Below are 18,445 nucleotides of genomic sequence, written 5' to 3' on the forward strand. Positions count from 1 at the left end.
GGGCGCTCAGGCCCCGGGGCGACTTGGGCTGGCCGTCGTCGACCGTCACTGATCCCATACGACCTCGTGCATAGTTACCGGCGGGCGGTTGTTGAGGATCAGGGCCCAAGCCCTGGTTCATCTCCGCTCCCATTGCGCGCCAACCTGACCCCAAGCCGCCTCAGCGTCGTCCTCACCGTCTCGTCGTCACAGGCATAGCGCTCAGCCAACCACTGCAGCGACCAGCCCTCGCTGTACAACCGGACGGCTTCGTCCAGTCGCTCAACCGGCACGCCCTGACGCCTGAGCTCGACGCCAGCGCGGCGGAGCTGAGCCGCCACGGTCGAGCGGTGCATGTCCCAGCGGGTGGCGACTGGTCTCCAGGCAAGAACGAGCCCCACGACCTGATCAGCTTCGCCACCTGTCGAGAGCTCTACCGGCCGGCACCACGGCGTGATCGAACAGGCCCTGAACAGGTCAACGACGGCCCGCGGCTAACCATGCACGAGGTCGTTAGGAGGGAGCGGACGGGGTCCGATCCCTGCCGCGCCCACCCCACGTCATCCTCCCGGTGGCCCAAGCGCAAGGCCGCGCGGTCGGTCCGCCGAGTCGGATCGGTCAGAGGAGTCCGAGACCTACGAGCAGTGCGGTGACGACCACACCGGCCCCAGCCGCGATGCCTGCCTTCCCCGCGTGCGCACCATCCAATGGGCCGACGGGCAGGAGCAGCGAGGCGGCCATCGTGAGTGCCGTCGCGGCCCACGCCGACGTGAGAGGCATGGCCAACCACGCCGACTCCACGAACAACAGGAGCGCGATGCACGCGAGCAGAACAGACGCGGCGAGGTGGACGCGCGGGGTCTCGGGGCGTGCAGCGACCACCGGGAGCGGCGCCCAGGGGTAACCGACCGCCCCGGTGACCAACCCGAATCCGACGCCCGGCAACCAGGTGCTCTGCTTGACCGCTGCCCGGGAGCGCCGTGCCACCGCCTCCCGGAGACAGATGGTGGCGGCGGTAAGGGCGAGGAGACCGACGATATAGGCGGACAGTTCCGTCCAGCCGACAGGCCGTCGCACCGCGGCGGCGAGGAAGGTGACCGCCGTTGCGGCAACCGCCCAGCCGGGATGGCCCAACCGCCTGAGGACCGGCATCGACTCGAGCCGCTGGCTCAGCGGATCGAGCCACTCCTCCGCCAATTCGCTTCCTCGTCGGCCGGTCGCCCTGGCCAAGCCAAGACCGAGGGCTAGCGTGGCGAGCAGTCCCGCGGAGGCGACGGTGGCCCGTCGCTCCACACCCGCGAAGCTCCAAGCGGGCGGCAGAGGCTTGGAAAGATCCAGGGCCGTCCGGTACACCGACGCGTCGATGGTCAACTCCCGACGTCGATCCCGCAGGTCAGGATCGAGTGCGTACGCCTTCCCCAGTGCGTTTTGGGCCTGGAGCAGCCGACCGGGTCCTAAGGACGACTCGAGAACGCCCAGGTTGAACCAACCCAGCGCGTAGTCCGGCCGGGCGGCGACGGACTGTCGGAATGCGCGCCGGGCCGCCTCGTCCTCGCCCAGGCGGGCCAGCTCCACGCCGAGGTCGTTCGCGGCCGGGTAGGCGCTCGGATCGCTACGCAGTGCGTCACGATTGCGTTGTGCGGCCAGGGCGTCGTCGCCCTGTCGCTCGGCCACGAACGCACTGGTCATTAGGAACAGCGGGCTCTCGGGGTCGGCTTCCAGCGCGCGTGTCGCCAGTTCCTCGGCCCTGTCCAGAGCGCCGAGGGTCAGGTTTGCAAGCGCGGCGTTGTTGTGCAGCACCTCTGGACGATCAACTTTGATGTCGCGGTCAGTGAACGTCGGCAGCCAGGACAACGCCTTCTCGTAGTCTTCGGCGGCCGCGTGCAGACGGTCGGAGCGACGTTCGAGGTCGCCCAGCTGCAGGCACGCGTAGTAGGACACGGCCGCGAACTCCAGCGCCGTACGGTAATTTTGTCCCTGCTGGTAGGCGAACCCCGCGGTGCCCTGATGAACCAGCGGTCGCAATGTCGATTCGGCCTCCTCGCGACCGCCGGCGGCGAGCGCCGCGCCTCGCGCCAGTTCCATTTGCGCGACCGTCAGGTCGTCGCCCCAGTCCGCCAATCTCGCGTGATGGGCAGCGAGGTCGAAGCCGGCGGCTGCCTCATCGTACTTCTCGTTCAGGTAGTCGATCTCGGCCAACCGACGGTGAGCCAGGGCGCTGTCCGGGCGGAGCGATGCCCACTCCTGGGCGATGCGCCGCGCTCCGTCCAGGTCCCCGGACCAGCGGAACAGATTCTGGTGGGCGTCGGCCACTTCGTCGACCGTCAGACCGGGCGTGATGGTGGCTCTGCCGGACGCACGCTCGGCCACCGACCGCAGGACGTCCGCGGACACGATTACGCACCCGCTTTTGGACCGGTCCGGCCTCACGCCCTCGAACCTGGACGGCCAGTTCTCTAGGGCGCGCGCCGGGTCCCCGGCGAGGACGGCGTTCCTCCGCCAGGCCCAGTCCGGACAGGCCGCGAAGGTGCCGGTCACGCCGTCCGTCGGGTGGAAGGGAGGGATGAAGGGGATGTCGAGGACGTCCGCTCCGCCACCCTCGGGGTTTTCCACCACATGCTCGTTGAGCGGCGCGAATCGATCCGCGCCGAGCGAGAGGGCCAGGAACATGTCGTCGGTGGTTCCCGGCGAGTACGACCCCTGGGGCACAGGAAGCATGACGTTGCCGGTGGGATAGGCGTCCGGCCCCAATTCGCTCAGCCTTTGTGCCGCCGTCGTGGCCTTGTTGAACTCGCGCGCCGACTCGTGGGCCGCGATCAGGAGTTCGAGCAGTTGCCCCGGTGAGGCGCTGTCCTGGACCAGCGGTTCCAGCAGCTCGGCGGCGCGCTCGGGCCTGCCGAGCGCGAGGAGCGACCGAGCCAGGCCCGGCGCAGCCTCGCGTCGTCCGCCATGCTCGACTGCGTCGTTGTACGCGTTCAGCGCCCGTCGAAAAAAGCCTCTGGCACTGAAGGGCTGCTTCTCGTCGAGCTCCATAGCAGCGCTTAGGTAGGCGTCACCCAAACCCGTCAGGGCGACGACGTCTTCGGGGTTTCGCTCGACCAGGGATTGCATCGTCTCAATGCCGGGCGAGGTTTGCGTTGAGCGGACGACGTCCTCGCTCTCGGCTGGCGCAACGGGCGTCCTCCTCAGCTGCGTCTGCCCGACGAGCCAGTCGGGAGTGGGGTCGTCGGGGCACCAGTCCTTCGCCCGGTCCTGCTCCTGCCCCAGGACGCTGGCCGTCGTATTGATGTCGGCGGCCAGCAGGAGAAGGAGGTTGAGCTGAGCCGCGCAGTCACCGGCCCGTGCGGCGCGGCGCAACACCGCATACGCGGCCGGAGCCGTGTGGTGCTCACTATTCGGTCGTGCGGCCAGGAGGGTGAGCGCAGCACCGAGGGTCGTACCCCTGGTCAGGAGCCCGCGGACCGGCACGGCGTCCAGGATCGGGTCGAGGGCGGGATGCCGGTAGGGATAGACGCCTTCGGCGTCGGGGTCCCGCACGGTGATAGCCAGGTCGTCCGGCGAGGCCAGGACGGCCATGAAGGCGTCGGCTTGGTCCGCGCCCAGCGCGTCCACGGCGTACGGGTACACGTCTCCCGGGTCGCGGATGTCAGCGTGTGTCGGGATGCCGAGAGGAAGGTTTTGGAGCGCCTTTGAAGCGGCGGTGCGTTGAGGCGCATCGCTGACCGCGGGCGTCAGGTCGGGGACAGCCGGAGTAACGACGGTCAGCAGACCGATCGGTCCGAGTCCCAGGACGGCGACCAGGCCGACGGCCGTCAGCGCGCACCGAGCCCGCGCGCGCCGGGATACCGGGCCGACCAAGGCATCCTCTCCCGCAGGCGGCTCGGTGGAAGCCGGTGATGATGGATCGCGATCGCCGCCCCTGTGACCGGAGCCGGAGCCCGTGCCGGGTGTCGGGGTGCCCGTTCTCTCCACCCCACCTGTGGTGCGGCGGCTTCCTGTCAACCCGTGGGGCACGACGAAGACCTCTCGACGACGTTGTCGGGGGCGCCATCATGGCGTCGCGGAGGGATCGATGGGGTCCGACTCGTCTCGCACTCGATTACGCCGGTACGGAGCGCCTGCCTCAGCGGTGATGCTCTCACTTTGCAAGCGAGCGGTCGCAGGTTCGACCCCTGCCGCGCCCACCCTCCGTCACCCCGAGGGGTGCCGCGGCCAACACGGCCGCCGACTCTTCGACGCCCTCACCGAACTCACCAGCGGCAACGTCTGGATTCCCGCCACCAGCCGAATAGTCACCATCCCACTGGCCCCCCGGGTCGGTCGAGTGATGCGACATCTCTCCAGCCGATATCTACGATAAAGTGGCCTACGTTCGCTCCCACGGCGCGCGCAGCCTGATGCCAACCCGTTTGAGTGCTTGCCGCACCGTCTCGTCGTCGCAGCCGTAACGCTCTGCCAGGCGCTGGCACGACCAGCCCGCGCCGTACAGCTGGACGGCCTCGTCAAGCCGGTCGGTCGGGACGCCTTGCCGCCGGAGCGCCACGCCGGCCCGGCGTAGCTGGGCGGCCACGGTCGTCCGGTGCATGCCCCAACGGACGGCAAGCGCTTTGATGTCCTTCCCGGCCTGGTACTCGGCCACCAGCCGCTCCGCCTGCTCGGGCGTCAGTCGGCGCTGCGTCTGTCGCGGCGTCACAGGCTTAGCTTGGTGCGGTCGGCGGCGTAGGAGGGCAGGCAGCGCCTCGGCGAGCCGCCTGAACAGGGCCGACTGTTTCGAGCTTCCTACTGTTTGGCCCACCCGTCCCACCTCAGGCCGGGCCCACCACGGGCCCGGCCTGACGTGTCTCCGGGGCCGCTCGCGCCGGCCGCGTCACCCCCCGGCTCACCCGGTCGGGTGACCCCTCCCGCGGTCGCGCTCATGACGCGCGCCGGGACATCCGATGCCTGCTGTGTCCAGCACGCAGACCCTCTGCGTCACCTCACGTGAAGGAGGCATCGTGCGCGTCTCCCTGCGCCGCGGTCGCCGATCCGTGCTGGCCGGCGCGGTCCCCGTGGGTCTGGTGCTCAGCGTGGCGCTCACCTGGAGTTCGACCCACGCGGCCTTCTCGGCCAGCACGGCCAACCCGAACAACTCCTGGCAGGCCGGCACCGTCACGCTGGAGGACAACGACAGCAACACGGCCCTGTTCCAGAGCAGCGTCGAGACCGGCCTCGTCCCCGGCTCCAAGAAGGTCCGCTGCATCCGCATCGACTACACCGGCGACGTCCCCGCCGACATCCGGATGTACGTCGGCCTGCCGTCCGGCGGTGTCACCGGTCTGGACAACTACCTCGTGATGAGCGTGGAGCGCGGGCAGACCGGGACCAGGTCGACCCCGCTGTTGCCCGACTGCACCGGGTTCGTCGAGAACGCCACCCGGACGTTCCTGTTCAACACCCGCCAGGCCGACGACGCCTCCGCCGACCAGGCGGCCACGCTCGCCTCGCTGCGCAGCCGCACCGACTACACCAGCGGGCTGCCGCTGTCACCAGGCACCCCGGTCGCCCCGAACACCTCGCTGACCCTGCGCATCTCCTACCTCGTCCAGAACGCCCCCGAGGCGGAGAGCACCCGCTCCGACGCCACCTTCACGTGGGAAGCGCGCAACACGTGACCACGCCTCCCGCTCCCTCGTGGGTGTCCCGGGCCGCGGCCACCGGCCGGGTCGTCGTCGCGGTCGTCCTGGTGGCCGTCGCCGGGCTGGGCGTCCTGGCCCTGGCGCCCCGGCTCGTCGGCTTCGACGGCCACGTGGTGGTCTCCGGCTCGATGGCCCCGCGGCTCGCCGAGGGCGACGTGGTGCTGACCCGGCCGGTGCCCGTGGAGGACTTCGAACCGGGGCAGATCCTGCTGTTCCCCGACCCCTCGGGCGCCGACCGGCTGGTGGTGCACCGGCTGGTGTCCTTCGACGAGCGGGGCGCCCTGGTGACCCGCGGTGACGCCAACCAGAGCAACGACACCACGCACGTCCCGGCGGCCAGCGTCATCGGCCAGGTGCAGCTGCGCGTGCCCTACATCGGCCTCCCCGCCTACTGGCGGGCCGAGGGCCGGTGGGGACCGATCGGGGCGACCGCCGTCGTGCTCGCCGCGGCCGCCGTCGTCGTCGCCGGCCGGTCCGGCGGCCGGGGCCGCACCACCGCCGACCGCACGCCCGCACCGCGGGGCCGCACCACCGCCGACCGGCTCGGCGCCGCGGCCGTGCGGACCGCCGTCTGACCCGTCGGCCGCACCGCTCAACAACCGCGCCGCGGAGCCGATGACACCAGGAGGCCGGTACTGCGCCGGGAGGAGGACAGCGTGCGCCGAGCACCCCGGACCGCGTCCCGGCGTGCCGCCGGCGGCGGCCGCGTCGCCGCCTGGCTGGTCGGTGCCGCCCTGTTCGCCGCCCTCGCCGCCGAGGGGCTGCCGGTCGGCACCACCCCCGCTGCCGCCAGCACCAGTGCGGTCAGCCTCGTCGACGACCGCGGCGGCGCCGCACTGTTCACCTCCACCGGCCTGATCCCCGGGCGCACCGAGAGCGCCTGCGTGGCCCTGGCGGTCACCGGGTCGGCCCAGTCGCTCGGCGAGGTCGAGCTCAGCGCCACGGGGACCGACGGCGACCTCGCCCCGTACCTGCGGGTCGTCATCGAGTCCGGCACCCTGGCCGACCCGGCCCGGTGCGCCACGTTCACCGGCGCCCCCGTCTGGAGCGGGACGCTCGCGCAGGTGCCGGTCGAGGCCACCGCCGGCATCCCGACGGGCTGGCGGCCGGAGGCGGCGTCGCAGGCGGTCTTCCGGCTCACCGTCTCCGTCCCCGACGACCTCCGGGCGCAGGGCCGCAGCGCCGCGGCCACCTTCGTCTGGGCGCTCGACGTCGAGCCCCACCCGCCCGCGCCGGAGCCCACCCCCTCGCCGGTCCCGGCCCGCACACCTGAGCCGACCCCCACTCCGACCCCCACGCCCGTCCCCACGCCCACCCTCACGCCGGCCCCCACCCCGACGCCGGAGGTCCTGCCCGCGCCCACGCCGGAGCCGACCCCCACGCCGGAGGTCCCGAGCCCGACGCCGCCGCCGTCACCGGACGACCTGCCACCGGTCTCCGACGTCGTCCAGGCCGAGCCGCTGCAGGCGCCTCCGGCGACGGTCGCGGAGGTGGTCGCGGAGGTGGTCGCGGAGGTGGCCGCCGCGGTGGGGGAGACCGCGGTCGCCGTTGCCCAGGACGGTCAGTTCCCCCTCGGGCTGGTGGGCGGGGTGGTCGGCTTCCTCTTCGTGCAGGGCCGGCTCGACCGGCGTGACCCGAAGCTGGCGCTGGCCCGCGTCAGCTCGGACGTGCACGACTTCCAGGCATTCCCCCACACGCCGAGGACCACGACATGAGCTCCGATCCGGGCGCTGCCCCCTCCTCCTCACCGCAGGACCTCGACCTCCTGCCGCTCGCCGACCGGCTCCGGTGGCTGCTCGCCGTCCGCGTCGGGCTGGTCGTGGCGCTGCCCCTGGCGGCCTGGGCGGTCACCCGGTCGCCGGAGTCACTGCCCCTGCAGTTCCTCGTCCTGCCCGGTCTGGCGCTGCTGGCGTTCGGACTGCTGCTGCAGAAGCTGTCGGTCCGGGGTCGCCGGTGGGCGGTCGTGGCGATCACTGCGCCGGTCATCCTCGACGCGGTCCACCTGGGCTGGGCGCTCTACCTCACCGGGGGGATCGACAGCCCCGTCGTCTACGTGGTCGTGCTGCACGTGCTGGCCGTCTCGCTGCTGGGCTCCTTCCGCAGCGGCCTGAAGACGGCTCTCTGGCACTCGCTCGTGGTGATGTGCGTGCTGGAGGGGATCACCACCGGCTCGCTGCCCGCACGCGGGGCCGAGGGCTTCGACGCACTCACCTACAGCGTCTTCCTGACCGTGGTGTGGGTGACCGCGGTGACCACGGCCGTCCTCGGCGCGGTCAACGAGCGGGAGCTGCGACGGCGCCGCTACGACGAGGAAGCGCTGCGGCGGCTGGCGGCGGCGCTGCACGAGGCGGAGAGCACCACCGAGGTGGCCGAGGCACTGCTCGACTTCACCGTCGATGCGGCCGACGCCGCGGTGGCCGCCGTCCACTGCCACGTGCCCGACGGCACCGCCGGCCCCGCCGTCGACCTGGCGCTGCGCCGGCGCGGGGACGGCGAGGTGGAGGTGCTGCGGAGGAACGGCGCTCCCGCCGAGGGCTCCCTGCTCGACGAGGTGGGCAGGCGCGGCACCACGTTCCTCGCTGCCATGACCGCTCCCGACCCCTGGGTCGACGAGGTGCTCGACGGCGCCCGCCGCGTCGTCGCCATCCCCTTCGGGCTCGACGGCCAGGGCAGTGGCGTCCTCACCTTCACCGACGACGCCCGGAACGGGTCGCGCATCCAGCAGCGCCGGGTGGGGGTGGCCGAGCAGGCCGTGGCCCACGCCGCGACGGCCTTCGCCCGCGTGGCCCTGCTGGAGCACCTGCAGCGCAGCGCGCTCACCGACGGCCTGACGGGGGTGTCCAACCGCCGGGCCTTCGACGCCGCGCTGGACCGGGAGCTGGCGCTCGCCGCACGGGCCGACGCTCCGCTGGCGGTCCTCATCTTCGACCTCGACCACTTCAAGAAGCTGAACGACACCTTCGGTCACCAGGCCGGCGACGACGTCCTGCGCGGGGTGGGGGCAGCGCTGCGGTCCAGTGCGCGGCAGGGCGACGTCGTGGCGCGGTACGGCGGTGAGGAGTTCGCCGTGGTCATGCCCGGCGCCGAGGCCGACGACGCGATCGCGTTCGCCCGCCGCATCCGCACGGTCCTGGCGGAGGTCGAGGGGCCGCGGACCATCACGGCGAGCGTGGGCATCGCCTGCCACCGCGGGGCCGGGATGCCCGCCGCCGACCTGCTCGGCGCTGCGGACACGGCCCTGTACGCGTCCAAGGCAGGCGGCCGCGACCAGGCCCGCATGGCCGGCGTCGAGGAAGCGGTCAGCGGAGTGGAGGTCGAGGACCCCGTCGTGCCGGTGCGGTACCCGTGGCAGGAGCCGGCCGCGGCGCACTGAGCGTCGGCGCGGGACCTCCCTCGGAGGGAGGGGAGCGCGGCCGGCCGTTCAAGTCGGCCCGGCCCGCGGCCGATGCACCGGCGAGGACCCCGCCACCGGGCGGGACCGGACGGAGGACGGCGATGACACGGTCCAGGCGCGCGCGGCGGCTGCCCCGCCGCGCGCTCGCCGCCGCCGTCGGCGCCCTGGCCCTCCTGGCCCTCCTGGTGGTGTTCCCCGGCGCGTCGGCGCGGTTCACCGCGGTGACCGCCAACCCCGCCGGCGCCTGGGCCACCGGCGACGTCGCGGCACCGACCGGACTGACGGCGGTGCAGACCTGCACCCGGACGTCCATCACGTTCCGCGGTGCCACCCACCGGACGAGCCAGTCACCGCTCACCCTCAGCCCCCCCGGCACGACCCAGGTGGGCGACCTCCTGGTGGCCCAGGTGGCCTACTACGGGGCCTCGACGATCAGCGCGACCAGCGACTGGACCCACCTCCTCACGGACACGAGCGGAGGACTGGTGACCTCCGCCGTCTACTACAAGTTCGCCACGGGCACCGACGCCGTGACCTTCACCCGTCCGGAGTCCAGCCCCGGGGACATGGTGGGCGGGATCGTCGCCTACGGCGGCGTCGACCGGACCAGCCCCGTCGCCGCTTCCGGCAGGGCCACGGGCACCGGCGACACGGTCACCGCGCCGACGGTGACGACGACGGTGGAGGACACGGTGGTCCTGTACCTCCTGGCCAAGCGGGTCGCGCCGTTCCCGACGCCCGGTGGCCTCCGGGAGCTCTGGAAGGCCCCCTCCGACAGCGAGGGCGTCACCGCGGCGGACGAGTCCTTCGTGGGGCCGGGGACGACCCCGCCCCGCACCTTCTCCCTGGCCGGTTCCACCACCGAGTACGTCGCCCAGACGATCGCCCTGCGTCCTGTCGCCCCCCAGGTCGGGGCGGCCCTGTCCTGGACGGCCAGCCCCAGTACGTGGGCGACCGGCTACCGCCTCGAGCGCAGCTCGGGCGGCACCACGGAGCCGCTCCGCTCCATCACGCCGATCAGCACGACGTCCACCACGGAGGGGCCACTGGTCAACGGCACCGCGTACTCGTTCCGGCTGTGGGCCTACCGCGGCACCTGGACCTCCACCGCGGTCACCGCCTCGCTGACCCCCTCCTGCTGACGCCGCCCGCTGACCGCCCTGCGGGACGCCGATCGACAGCAGGAGGCGGGCGACTTCGTCAACCACGCGGTGCCGACGTCCCGGGTCCGGGCCCCCGGGCCGCCTACCGTCCTCCCCGTGGCAGCGGGGGAGCGTCCGGTCGCCCTCCTGCGGGAGGAGCTGGCCGTCGAGGTGCTCCTGGACGCCGTCTGGCGGCCGGCCGCGCTGCTCGGCTGGCGGCACGACGACGACGGCCGCTGCCAGGTTCGGGTCCGGCTCGGCTGGGACGGCCGGCCGCGCGTGCTCTGGACGCCGCTGCCCATCCTCCGGCTGCCCGAGCCGGCGGCCGCCGCCGCGCCGCCCGCCGCCGCCGAGCCGCCCGCTGCCTCCGAGTCGCCCCGCCGGGCCCTGCCGCCACCGGTGCCGCCACCGCTGCGCCCGCTCGTGCACCGCGCCGCCCGGTCGCCGGTCCGGCGTGCCGAGCGGGTCCCGTCGGAACGGCCGCTGCCCGCCGCGGACGATGTCCGGTTGCTGCACCTGCAGATCGAGCTGCTCAAGCTGCAGGCCTGGGTCCGCGAGGAGGGCCGGCGGGTGGTCGTCGTCCTGGAGGGCGCGCGGGACGCCGGGCAGGGCGGCACCGCGGCCGCGCTCGTCGAGCACCTCGACCCGCGGACGGTGACGGTCGTGCCCGCCGGTGCGCCGGACCGCGCCGCGCACCTGCCCGCCGCCGGGCACGTGGTCGTGTTCGACCGGTCCTGGTTCGGCCCGGTCGTCCGGGACCCTGCCGGGCGGGACGCGCCACTGCGCGACCTGACGACGCTCGAGCGCTTGCTGACCCGCGGCGGCGTGCTCCTGGTCAAGCTCTGGTTCTCGGCCGCCGGCGCCGACGCCGACCCCGTGGCGGAGGCGGCGCTGCTCGGCGCGACGTCGACGACCACCGCGCCGTGGACGGTGCTCGCCGCCGACGACGAGCGGCGGGCCCGCCTGGAGGCGCTCCGGCACGTGCTCTCGGTGCTCGACTACCGCGGCCGCCGCGACGACGTCGTCGGCCGGCCCGACCCGCTGCTGGTGGCGCCCGTCCCGGTCGCGGCGGAGCCGTGACGGGTCAGCCGGCGCCGCGGAAGTCCGGCCGCCGCTTCTCGACGAACGCCCGCACGCCTTCCCGGCCCTCCGGGTCGGCGGCGGACTCGGTGATCAGCCGCGCCTCGTCGTCCAGCTGCTCCTCCAGCGTGCGGATCGCCGCCCGGCGGACCAGTCCCCGGGTGCGGACCATCGCGCGCACCGGACCCGCGGCCACCGTGTGCGCCAGGGCGACCGCGGCCGCGCGCAGGTCGGTGTCCTCGACCAGGCGGGCGACCAGGCCGAACTGGTGGGCCTCGGCGGCGGTGAGCGAGCCGTCGGTGAGCATCAGCTCCAGCGCCCGCGGGGCACCGAGCGCGCGGGTGAGCGCCCAGGAGCTGCCGCCGTCGGGGGAGAAGCCCAGCGCCCCGTAGGCCGGGCGGAACTTCGTCGAGCGGGCGCAGACGACGACGTCGCACGCCCCGACCAGCCCCACCGCCGCGCCGGCCACCGCGCCCTGGACGCCGGCGACGACGGGCACCGGGCTGTACAGGAGCCGGCGCACCACCTCGTGCCAGTCGTGCGCCAGCTGCCCGACGAACGCGCCGGGGTCCTCGGCGCCGGCGAACGCGCGCACGTCACCGCCCACGCAGAAGCGCTCGCCGTTGCCCAGCAGCAGCACCGTCCGGGTGCCGTCGGGACGTGCCTCCAGCGCCGCGGTCAGCTGCGCGGCCATGGCCGGGTCCAGGGCGTTGCCCGCCTCGGGCCGGTCGAGCGTGATCGTCCAGACGTCGCCGTCCTGTGCCGACAGGACGCGCGGGCGGTCGGTGGGGCTCGTCATCGCAGCGTCCTCCCGGGAGCCGATGACGACCACCGTAGGGCCGGCCGGCGGCGTCGTCAGAACCAGGACGGGAACCACATCCGCAGCAGCCACTCGGCGTTCGAGAGCGGCTGCCCGGCCAGCACGGGGTAGAAGAACGCGAAGGTGCCGGCCACGACCGCGACGTAGCCGCTGACGGCGGCCAGGCCGGCGCTGCGGCGCCACGGGGGAGCGCCGGGCCGGCCGAGGACGTCCTGCAGCACGAGGGTCACGGCCAGCACGAAGAACGGCAGCACGGGCGCCGTGTAGAAGACGAACATCGTGCGCTCGGGGTTGAGGAACCACGTGCCCCACCCGGCGACGACGGCGACCGCGACCAGCACCGCCGCCGGGTCGCGCCGGGCGACGATCCGCCAGGCCAGCCACACCAGCGCGGGCGCGAAGGCCAGCCAGAGGGTCGGCGTCCCGACCATGAGGATGTAGCGGATCACCTGCTCGCCCGAGGCGTCGGTGAGGCCCTGCGGGTTCCACAGCAGGATCGGCCGGCCGTTGACCAGCCACGACCAGGGGCCCGACTCCCACGGGTGCGGCGTCGACAGGCCGTTGTGGAAGTCCCACCACTCGGCGTGCATGTGCCACCAGGAGCGCAGCGCGTCGGGGACGAACGGGAACGCCGTGTCCGGGTTGCGCTGCGCCCACCAGCGGCCCTGCGCCGTCTCCCCGAGGAACCACCCGGTGAAGCTGGCGAGGTAGGTGAGCACCGGGACCGCCGCGAGCGCCCAGGTCGCCCCGGGCAGGCCGCGGCGCAGGGCGGTCGCCGTCGGGTCGGGGACGCCGGCCTCGCGCCAGGCCGCGCGGTCCCAGAACAGCGACAGGACCGCGAAGAAGGCGAGGAAGTACAGGCCGCTCCACTTCACCGAGCAGGCGCAGCCGAAGAGCAGGCCCGCCGCGATCCGCCAGCCGCGCGGGCCGAGACGGAAGCCGGTGCGGGGGACCGGCAGGTGCGCGCGGACACGCGCCCGCACCCGGTCGCGGTCGACGACCAGGCAGGCGACCGCGGCGAGCACGAAGACCTGCAGGAAGACGTCGAGCAGGCCGATCCGGGAGACGGTGAAGGCGAAACCGTCGAGGGCCAGCAGCAGCCCGGCGACCAGGCCCAGCAGCGTTGAGCCGGTCAGCCGCCGGGCCAGCCGGGTGAGGACGACGACGGCCACCGCCCCGGCGACCGCCGACGGGAAGCGCCACCCGAAGCTGGTGTAGCCGAACAGGTGCTCGCCACCGGCGATCAGCCACTTGCCCAGCGGCGGGTGGACGATGAACGTGTAGCCGCGGTTGTACTCGTGGCCCCAGGTCAGCAGGTCGTGCGCCTCGGGCGGGTAGTAGGCCTCGTCGAACAGCAGCGTGTCGGGGTAGCCGATGCCCACCAGCCGGCCGCCCAGGGTGAGGACGCCGAGGGCGGCGGCCAGCAGCCACGACAGCCAGCGGTCGGCCGGCAGCGGGGGGATGCGGTCGACGCGCGGCCGGGGTGGCGGCCGGCGACGCGCCGCGCGGGGCGGCGTCTCCGGCCGGCTCCCGGTGTCCGTGCGCTCGGGAGCCAGGACCGCCATGGGCCTCAGGGTAGTGACAGGACCCGCCTGCCCCCCGACGCTCGCAGGCTCGCGCCGGGCCCCTGCAGGCGGGCCTCCGGCCGGGCCGGCGTGACAGGCTCGGGGCGTGACGGGACGGCTCGTGCTCGGCGGCGCACCGCTCGGCCAGCCCGGCGACGTCGGCCCGCGGCTGCGCCGGGTGATGGCCGAGGCCGACGTGCTCGCCGTCGAGGACACCCGCCGGCTGCACCGGCTGGCCACCGACCTCGAGGTCACGTTCACCGGGCGGGTGGTCACCTTCCACGAGTCGGTGGAGCGGGCGCGGCTGCCCGGACTGCTGGCCGCGCTGGCCGACGGCGCGACCGTCCTGCTGCTCACCGACGCCGGCATGCCGTCGGTCTCCGACCCCGGCTACACGCTCGTGCGCGCGGCGATCGAGGCCGGCGTCGACGTCACCTCGGTGCCCGGCCCCTCGGCGGTGACCACGGCGCTGGCGGTCTCGGGACTGCCGGTGGACCGCTTCTGCTTCGAGGGGTTCCTGCCGCGCAAGGGCGGGGAGCGGCGGTCGCGGCTGGCCGAGCTGGCCGACGAGCGCCGCACGATGGTCTTCTTCGAGTCGCCGCACCGGCTGGCCGACGCGCTGAGGGACGCCGCGGCCGCCCTCGGGCCCGACCGCGCCGCCGCGGTGTGCCGGGAGCTGACCAAGACCCACGAGGAGGTCCGGCGGGGGCCGCTGTCCGAGCTGGCCGCCTGGGCCGCCGACGGGGTGCGGGGCGAGATCACGCTCGTCGTCGCGGGGGCGCCGCCGCGGCCGGTGACGATGGACGCCGCCGCGCTGGCCGCCGAGGTCGCCGCCGAGGAGGCCGCGGGCGCCACCCGCAAGGACGCCATCCGTGCCGTCGTCGCCCGCACCGGCCTGCCCCGCCGCACCGTCTACGACGCCGTCGTCGCCACCAAGGACACCTGACCGGCTCCCGACGGACGCGGCGTGTGCACACATCGCGGTCGTACGGGCGTCCGGGGAGCGACGCGTGCACACGGCGTCGCATGTGGACGACGAGGACGGCGACGTGCGCGCGAGCGATCAGCCTGCGCGCATGCCGACGAGACCCCTGCCCGACTCACTGCGCGACCACGTCTTCCGCGGGACGGACGTCGTCCGTCGCGGCCTGCTCACACCTGCGCAACTGCGGGGTCCGACGTGCCGGGCGCTCTTCCGGGACGTCTACGTCGACGCCCGGGTGCCCGACTCGCACCGGCTGCGCGCCCGGGCAGCGGCCCGCCTGGTGCTCCCCGGCGCCGTCGTCTCGGGGCCGAGCGCGGCGGTGCTGTGGGGTGTGGACCTCGCCGACGAGCGCGACGACGTCGAACTCGTCCTCCCTCCGGGGTCACACCCGCGGCGGATCCCCGGCGTACGGGTGCGCCGCCTGCAGCTGGATCCGGCCGACGTCCGGGTGCGCGAGCGGGTGCGGGTGGTGTCCCCCCTGGTGGCGACCGTCCGCGTGGCAGCACTGTCGACACCGGACGAGGCCGTCGTGGCGATCGACCGGATGGTCGCTGCGGGTGTCGTCGACCTCGGGGAACTCCGTGCCCGCGTCGCGACGCCGAGGGCCGCCTCCGCCCGGGTCCGGCGGGCCTGCAGCCGGGCGGACGGTCTGGCGGAGTCGCCGCAGGAGACGCGACTGCGCCTGCTGGTGGCCGGCAGCGGGCTGCCGGCACCGGTGGCCCAGTACGCCGTCCGGTACGGGGGCCGCGGGATCGCCCGGGTCGACTTCGCCTGGCCCGAGCTCCGCGTCGCGGTCGAGTACGACGGTGCCTGGCACGCCGAGCCGGGCCAGTTCGCCCGCGACCGGCAGCGGCTCAACCGGCTGCAGGCCGCGGGCTGGCGCGTCGTCTTCGTGACCGCCGCGGATCTCCACCGCCCCACCCAGCTCCTGGCCACGCTCCGGACGGCGCTCGCGCGGTGATCACGTCGTGTGCACGTACTGCGCTCCCGACGGCCACCGGTTCGCGATGTGTGCACACACCGCGAGCGCACAGTCGCGGCGCTACAGCCAGCCGTTGCGCTTGAAGCCGCGGTGCAGCAGGAGACAGGCGACGACGATGACCAGCAGCACCATCGGGTAGCCCCAGCGCCAGCGCAGCTCGGGCATGAACTCGAAGTTCATCCCGTAGATGCCCGCGATCGCGGTCGGGACGGCGATGATGCCGGCCCAGGCCGAGATCTTGCGCATGTCCTCGTTGTCGGCCATCGACGTGCGCGCGAGCGAGGCCTGCAGGATCGAGGTCAGCAGCTCGTCGAGCCCGGACACCTGGTCGCGCACGCGGATGGCGTGGTCGAGCACGTCGCGGAAGTAGCTGCGCATCGCCTCGGGGACGGCGTCGACCTGCCGCTCCGAGAGCTTCTGCAGCGGCACCTCCAGCGGCCCGACCGCCCGCCGCAACGACATCAGCTCCCGCTTGAGCTGGTACAGCCGGCCGATGTCGTCGGTGCGGTCGGGGCTGAACACCGACGCCTCGAGCTCGTCGACGTCGTCCTGCACCTGCTCGGCGACGTCGACGAACGTGTCGACGACGAGGTCGGCCACCGCGTAGAGCACCGCGGCCGGCCCGTGGCAGAGCAGGTCGTGCTGCTCCTCCAGCCGGTGCCGCAGGTCGGTCAGGTCGTTGTGGTCGCCGTGCCGCACGGTGATCACGTGGTGCTGGCCGAGGAAGACCATGACCTCCCCGGTGTCGACCACCTCGCTGTTGGCGGTCAGCTGCTCGTGCTCCACGTACCGGGCAGTCTTCAGCACCATGAACAGGTCGTCGTCGTAGCGCTCGAGCTTGGGCCGCTGGTGGGCGTACACGGCGTCCTCGACGGCCAGCGGGTGCAGGCCGTAGCGCTCGGCGATGGCGCCCAGCTCGGCCTCGGTCGGCTCGAACAACCCCAGCCACACGAACCCGCCGCGCTCGACGGCGGCGGCCAGCGCCTGGCCCGGCTCGACCGGTGGCTCGCGGCGGCCCTGGACGTAGACGGCGCAGTCGACGACGGCGCCGGCGCCGTCGGGCCGCGTGCGGGCCGGCCGCGGGGCGCCGGCGGGTCGCGGCCGGGGGGCCGGCAGGTACAGCCCGGGTGGGCCGTCCGTCTGCTGATCGCTCACCGCGTGCCTCCTCCCGTCCCGCCGGGGAGGCGGGCGAGAGGAGCGTAGGCGTGCGGGCCACCGGTCACCGTGCCACGCTGCCGGGGAGGCCGGCCGAGTCCAGGCCGGCGTCGCGCTCGCCGAGGAGGACGCCGTGACCGCAGGGTCCCGCCGGGTCAAGTCCGTCGAGGAGTCGATCCGCGACACCGACGAGCCGGAGCACCGGCTCAAGAAGAACCTGTCGGGCCTGGACCTCACCGTCTTCGGCGTCGGCGTGATCATCGGCACCGGCATCTTCGTGCTCACCGGCCTGGTGGCACGCGACCAGGCCGGCCCGGCGGTGGCCATCTCCTTCGTCATCGCCGGCGTGGTCTGCGGCCTGGCGGCGATCTGCTACGCCGAGTTCGCCTCGACGGTGCCGGTGGCCGGGTCGGCCTACACGTTCAGCTACGCCACCTTCGGCGAGTTCATCGCCTGGATCATCGGCTGGGACCTCGTCCTGGAGCTGGCCCTGGGCGCAGCCACGGTGGCGGTCGGCTGGTCGGGCTACCTCAACCAGCTGCTCGCCGACATCGGCACGCCCCTGCCGACGTCGATCGCGGGCGAGACGGCGACGGTCAACATCCCGGCGATCCTGATCACGCTGATCATGACCGGCGTCCTGATCCTCGGGATCAAGCTCTCCTCGCGCGTCACCACCATCATCGTGGCGATCAAGCTGGCCGTGGTCCTGCTGGTGATCGTCGTCGGGTTCTTCTACACCACCGCCGACAACTACTCACCGTTCGTCCCGCCGGCCGAGCCCGCGGCCGCGGGGGAGGAGGGGTGGCTGCACACGCCCCTGATCTCGCTGCTCACCGGCTTCAGCCCCGGCACGTTCGGCTGGGGCGGCGTGCTCGCCGGCGCAGCGATCGTCTTCTTCGCGTTCATCGGTTTCGACATCGTGGCCACCGCGGCGGAGGAGACCCGCGACCCCAAGCGGGACATGCCGCGCGGGATCCTCGGCTCGCTGGCGATCTGCACCGTGCTCTACGTGGCGGTCTCGCTCGTGGTCGTGGGGATGCAGAACTACACCGAGCTGAGCGCGACCGCACCGCTCGCGGGCGCGTTCTCCGCCAACGGGATGCCGGTCTTCTCGAGCATCATCTCGCTGGGCGCGCTGGCCGGGCTCACCTCCGTGGTGATGATCCTGATGCTCGGGCAGTCCCGGGTGCTGTTCGCGATGAGCCGCGACCACCTGCTGCCACCCGGACTGGCGAGGGTCCACCCCCGGTACGGCACCCCGTACCGCATCACGATCGCCACCGGGGTCGTGGTCGCGCTGCTCGCCGGGTTCGTCCCGCTCACCGCACTCGCGGAGCTGGTGAACATCGGCACGCTCTTCGCCTTCTTCCTCGTGTCGATCGGCGTCTGGGTGCTGCGGCGCACCCGTCCCGACCTGCACCGTTCCTTCCGGGTCCCGTGGGTGCCGGTCCTGCCGATCGTCTCGGCGCTCGCCTCGCTGTGGCTCATGTCCAACCTGCCCACCGACACCTGGCTGCGGTTCGGCATCTGGATGCTGCTCGGCATCGGCATGTACTTCGCCTACAGCCGCGGCCACAGCCGGATGGCCACGGGGCAGCGGATGTCGGCCGCCGACAACATCGCCCGCCGCTGACCCCCTCGGACGGGTGAGGCGGGCTCCGGCGC

The 18,445-nt window shown here is 73.6% G+C and carries 14 protein-coding genes; 9 read left to right on the top strand and 5 right to left on the bottom strand.

The features are described from left to right. Window positions 1–597 precede the first annotated feature (597 nt). Both ABQ292_RS07470 and ABQ292_RS07475 read right to left on the bottom strand, forming a co-directional pair. Window positions 598–3,591, bottom strand: coding sequence for a tetratricopeptide repeat protein (locus ABQ292_RS07470; RefSeq protein ID WP_369204826.1), 2,994 nt, complete (start codon window positions 3,589–3,591; stop codon window positions 598–600). Between the two features lie 754 nt (window positions 3,592–4,345). After that, a complete protein-coding gene (locus ABQ292_RS07475; RefSeq protein WP_369204828.1) occupies window positions 4,346–4,672 on the bottom strand; it encodes a hypothetical protein in 327 nt (108 codons plus the stop codon). Window positions 4,673–4,973: 301 nt separating this feature from the next. Here ABQ292_RS07475 and ABQ292_RS07480 point away from each other — a divergent pair, with 301 nt between their 5' ends. The 6 genes from ABQ292_RS07480 (at window position 4,974) to ABQ292_RS07505 (ending at window position 11,270) form a co-directional block, all read left to right on the top strand. Continuing rightward, on the top strand, window positions 4,974–5,630 hold the full coding sequence (locus ABQ292_RS07480; protein WP_369204830.1) for a hypothetical protein: 657 nt from the start codon (window positions 4,974–4,976) through the stop codon (window positions 5,628–5,630). After that, window positions 5,627–6,229 (top strand): signal peptidase I, encoded by a 603-nt coding sequence (locus ABQ292_RS07485; protein WP_369204832.1) that lies wholly within the window; start codon window positions 5,627–5,629, stop codon window positions 6,227–6,229. Before ABQ292_RS07480 ends, ABQ292_RS07485 begins: the two co-directional genes overlap by 4 nt. Before the next feature lie 81 nt (window positions 6,230–6,310). Continuing rightward, on the top strand, window positions 6,311–7,369 hold the full coding sequence (locus tag ABQ292_RS07490) for a hypothetical protein (protein WP_369204834.1): 1,059 nt from the start codon (window positions 6,311–6,313) through the stop codon (window positions 7,367–7,369). Beyond that, a complete protein-coding gene (locus ABQ292_RS07495) occupies window positions 7,366–9,027 on the top strand; it encodes a GGDEF domain-containing protein (protein WP_369204836.1) in 1,662 nt (553 codons plus the stop codon). The genes ABQ292_RS07490 and ABQ292_RS07495 overlap by 4 nt, the downstream gene beginning before the upstream one ends. Window positions 9,028–9,149: 122 nt before the next feature. Beyond that, window positions 9,150–10,190 carry a hypothetical protein gene (locus ABQ292_RS07500; RefSeq protein WP_369204838.1) on the top strand — a complete coding sequence of 347 codons (1,041 nt, stop codon included), beginning with the start codon at window positions 9,150–9,152 and terminating at the stop codon, window positions 10,188–10,190. Between the two features lie 117 nt (window positions 10,191–10,307). After that, window positions 10,308–11,270 carry a polyphosphate kinase 2 family protein gene (locus tag ABQ292_RS07505; RefSeq protein WP_369204840.1) on the top strand — a complete coding sequence of 321 codons (963 nt, stop codon included), beginning with the start codon at window positions 10,308–10,310 and terminating at the stop codon, window positions 11,268–11,270. A gap of 4 nt (window positions 11,271–11,274) precedes the next feature. On the opposite strand, the gene ABQ292_RS07510 is transcribed toward ABQ292_RS07505, so the two are convergent. Both ABQ292_RS07510 and ABQ292_RS07515 read right to left on the bottom strand, forming a co-directional pair. Then, complete coding sequence (locus tag ABQ292_RS07510; RefSeq protein ID WP_369204842.1) at window positions 11,275–12,069, bottom strand: enoyl-CoA hydratase/isomerase family protein; 795 nt, start codon at window positions 12,067–12,069, stop codon at window positions 11,275–11,277. Between the two features lie 56 nt (window positions 12,070–12,125). Next, window positions 12,126–13,655 (bottom strand): dolichyl-phosphate-mannose--protein mannosyltransferase, encoded by a 1,530-nt coding sequence (locus ABQ292_RS07515; RefSeq protein ID WP_369204844.1) that lies wholly within the window; start codon window positions 13,653–13,655, stop codon window positions 12,126–12,128. Window positions 13,656–13,761: 106 nt separating this feature from the next. Between ABQ292_RS07515 and rsmI the strand changes: the two genes are divergently transcribed. Both rsmI and ABQ292_RS07525 read left to right on the top strand, forming a co-directional pair. Further along, a complete protein-coding gene (gene rsmI, locus ABQ292_RS07520; protein ID WP_369204846.1) occupies window positions 13,762–14,601 on the top strand; it encodes a 16S rRNA (cytidine(1402)-2'-O)-methyltransferase in 840 nt (279 codons plus the stop codon). A gap of 130 nt (window positions 14,602–14,731) precedes the next feature. After that, the gene (locus ABQ292_RS07525; RefSeq protein WP_369204848.1) at window positions 14,732–15,601 is read left to right on the top strand and encodes an endonuclease domain-containing protein; all 870 of its coding nucleotides are present in this window, start codon (window positions 14,732–14,734) and stop codon (window positions 15,599–15,601) included. An 81-nt stretch (window positions 15,602–15,682) separates the two neighbouring features. Here ABQ292_RS07525 and corA read toward each other — a convergent pair whose 3' ends face one another. Next, window positions 15,683–16,777, bottom strand: coding sequence for a magnesium/cobalt transporter CorA (gene corA, locus ABQ292_RS07530; RefSeq protein WP_204692938.1), 1,095 nt, complete (start codon window positions 16,775–16,777; stop codon window positions 15,683–15,685). Between the two features lie 133 nt (window positions 16,778–16,910). Between corA and ABQ292_RS07535 the strand changes: the two genes are divergently transcribed. Then, window positions 16,911–18,413 carry an amino acid permease gene (locus ABQ292_RS07535; RefSeq protein ID WP_369204851.1) on the top strand — a complete coding sequence of 501 codons (1,503 nt, stop codon included), beginning with the start codon at window positions 16,911–16,913 and terminating at the stop codon, window positions 18,411–18,413. The last annotated feature ends 32 nt before the right edge of the window (window positions 18,414–18,445 follow it).

Source organism: Geodermatophilus maliterrae (genome assembly GCF_041018925.1).
In the GTDB taxonomy this organism is placed as follows: Bacteria; Actinomycetota; Actinomycetes; order Mycobacteriales; family Geodermatophilaceae; genus Geodermatophilus; species Geodermatophilus maliterrae.

Bases quoted from the DNA above. Each gene is read 5' to 3' on its own strand.
- ABQ292_RS07515 (WP_369204844.1), bottom strand. From the start codon at position 13,655: ATGGCGGTCCTGGCTCCCGAGCGCACGGACACCGGGAGCCGGCCGGAG.
- ABQ292_RS07495 (WP_369204836.1), top strand. From the start codon at position 7,366: ATGAGCTCCGATCCGGGCGCTGCCCCCTCCTCCTCACCGCAGGACCTC.
- ABQ292_RS07510 (WP_369204842.1), bottom strand. From the start codon at position 12,069: ATGACGAGCCCCACCGACCGCCCGCGCGTCCTGTCGGCACAGGACGGC.
- ABQ292_RS07525 (WP_369204848.1), top strand. From the start codon at position 14,732: ATGCCGACGAGACCCCTGCCCGACTCACTGCGCGACCACGTCTTCCGC.
- ABQ292_RS07500 (WP_369204838.1), top strand. From the start codon at position 9,150: ATGACACGGTCCAGGCGCGCGCGGCGGCTGCCCCGCCGCGCGCTCGCC.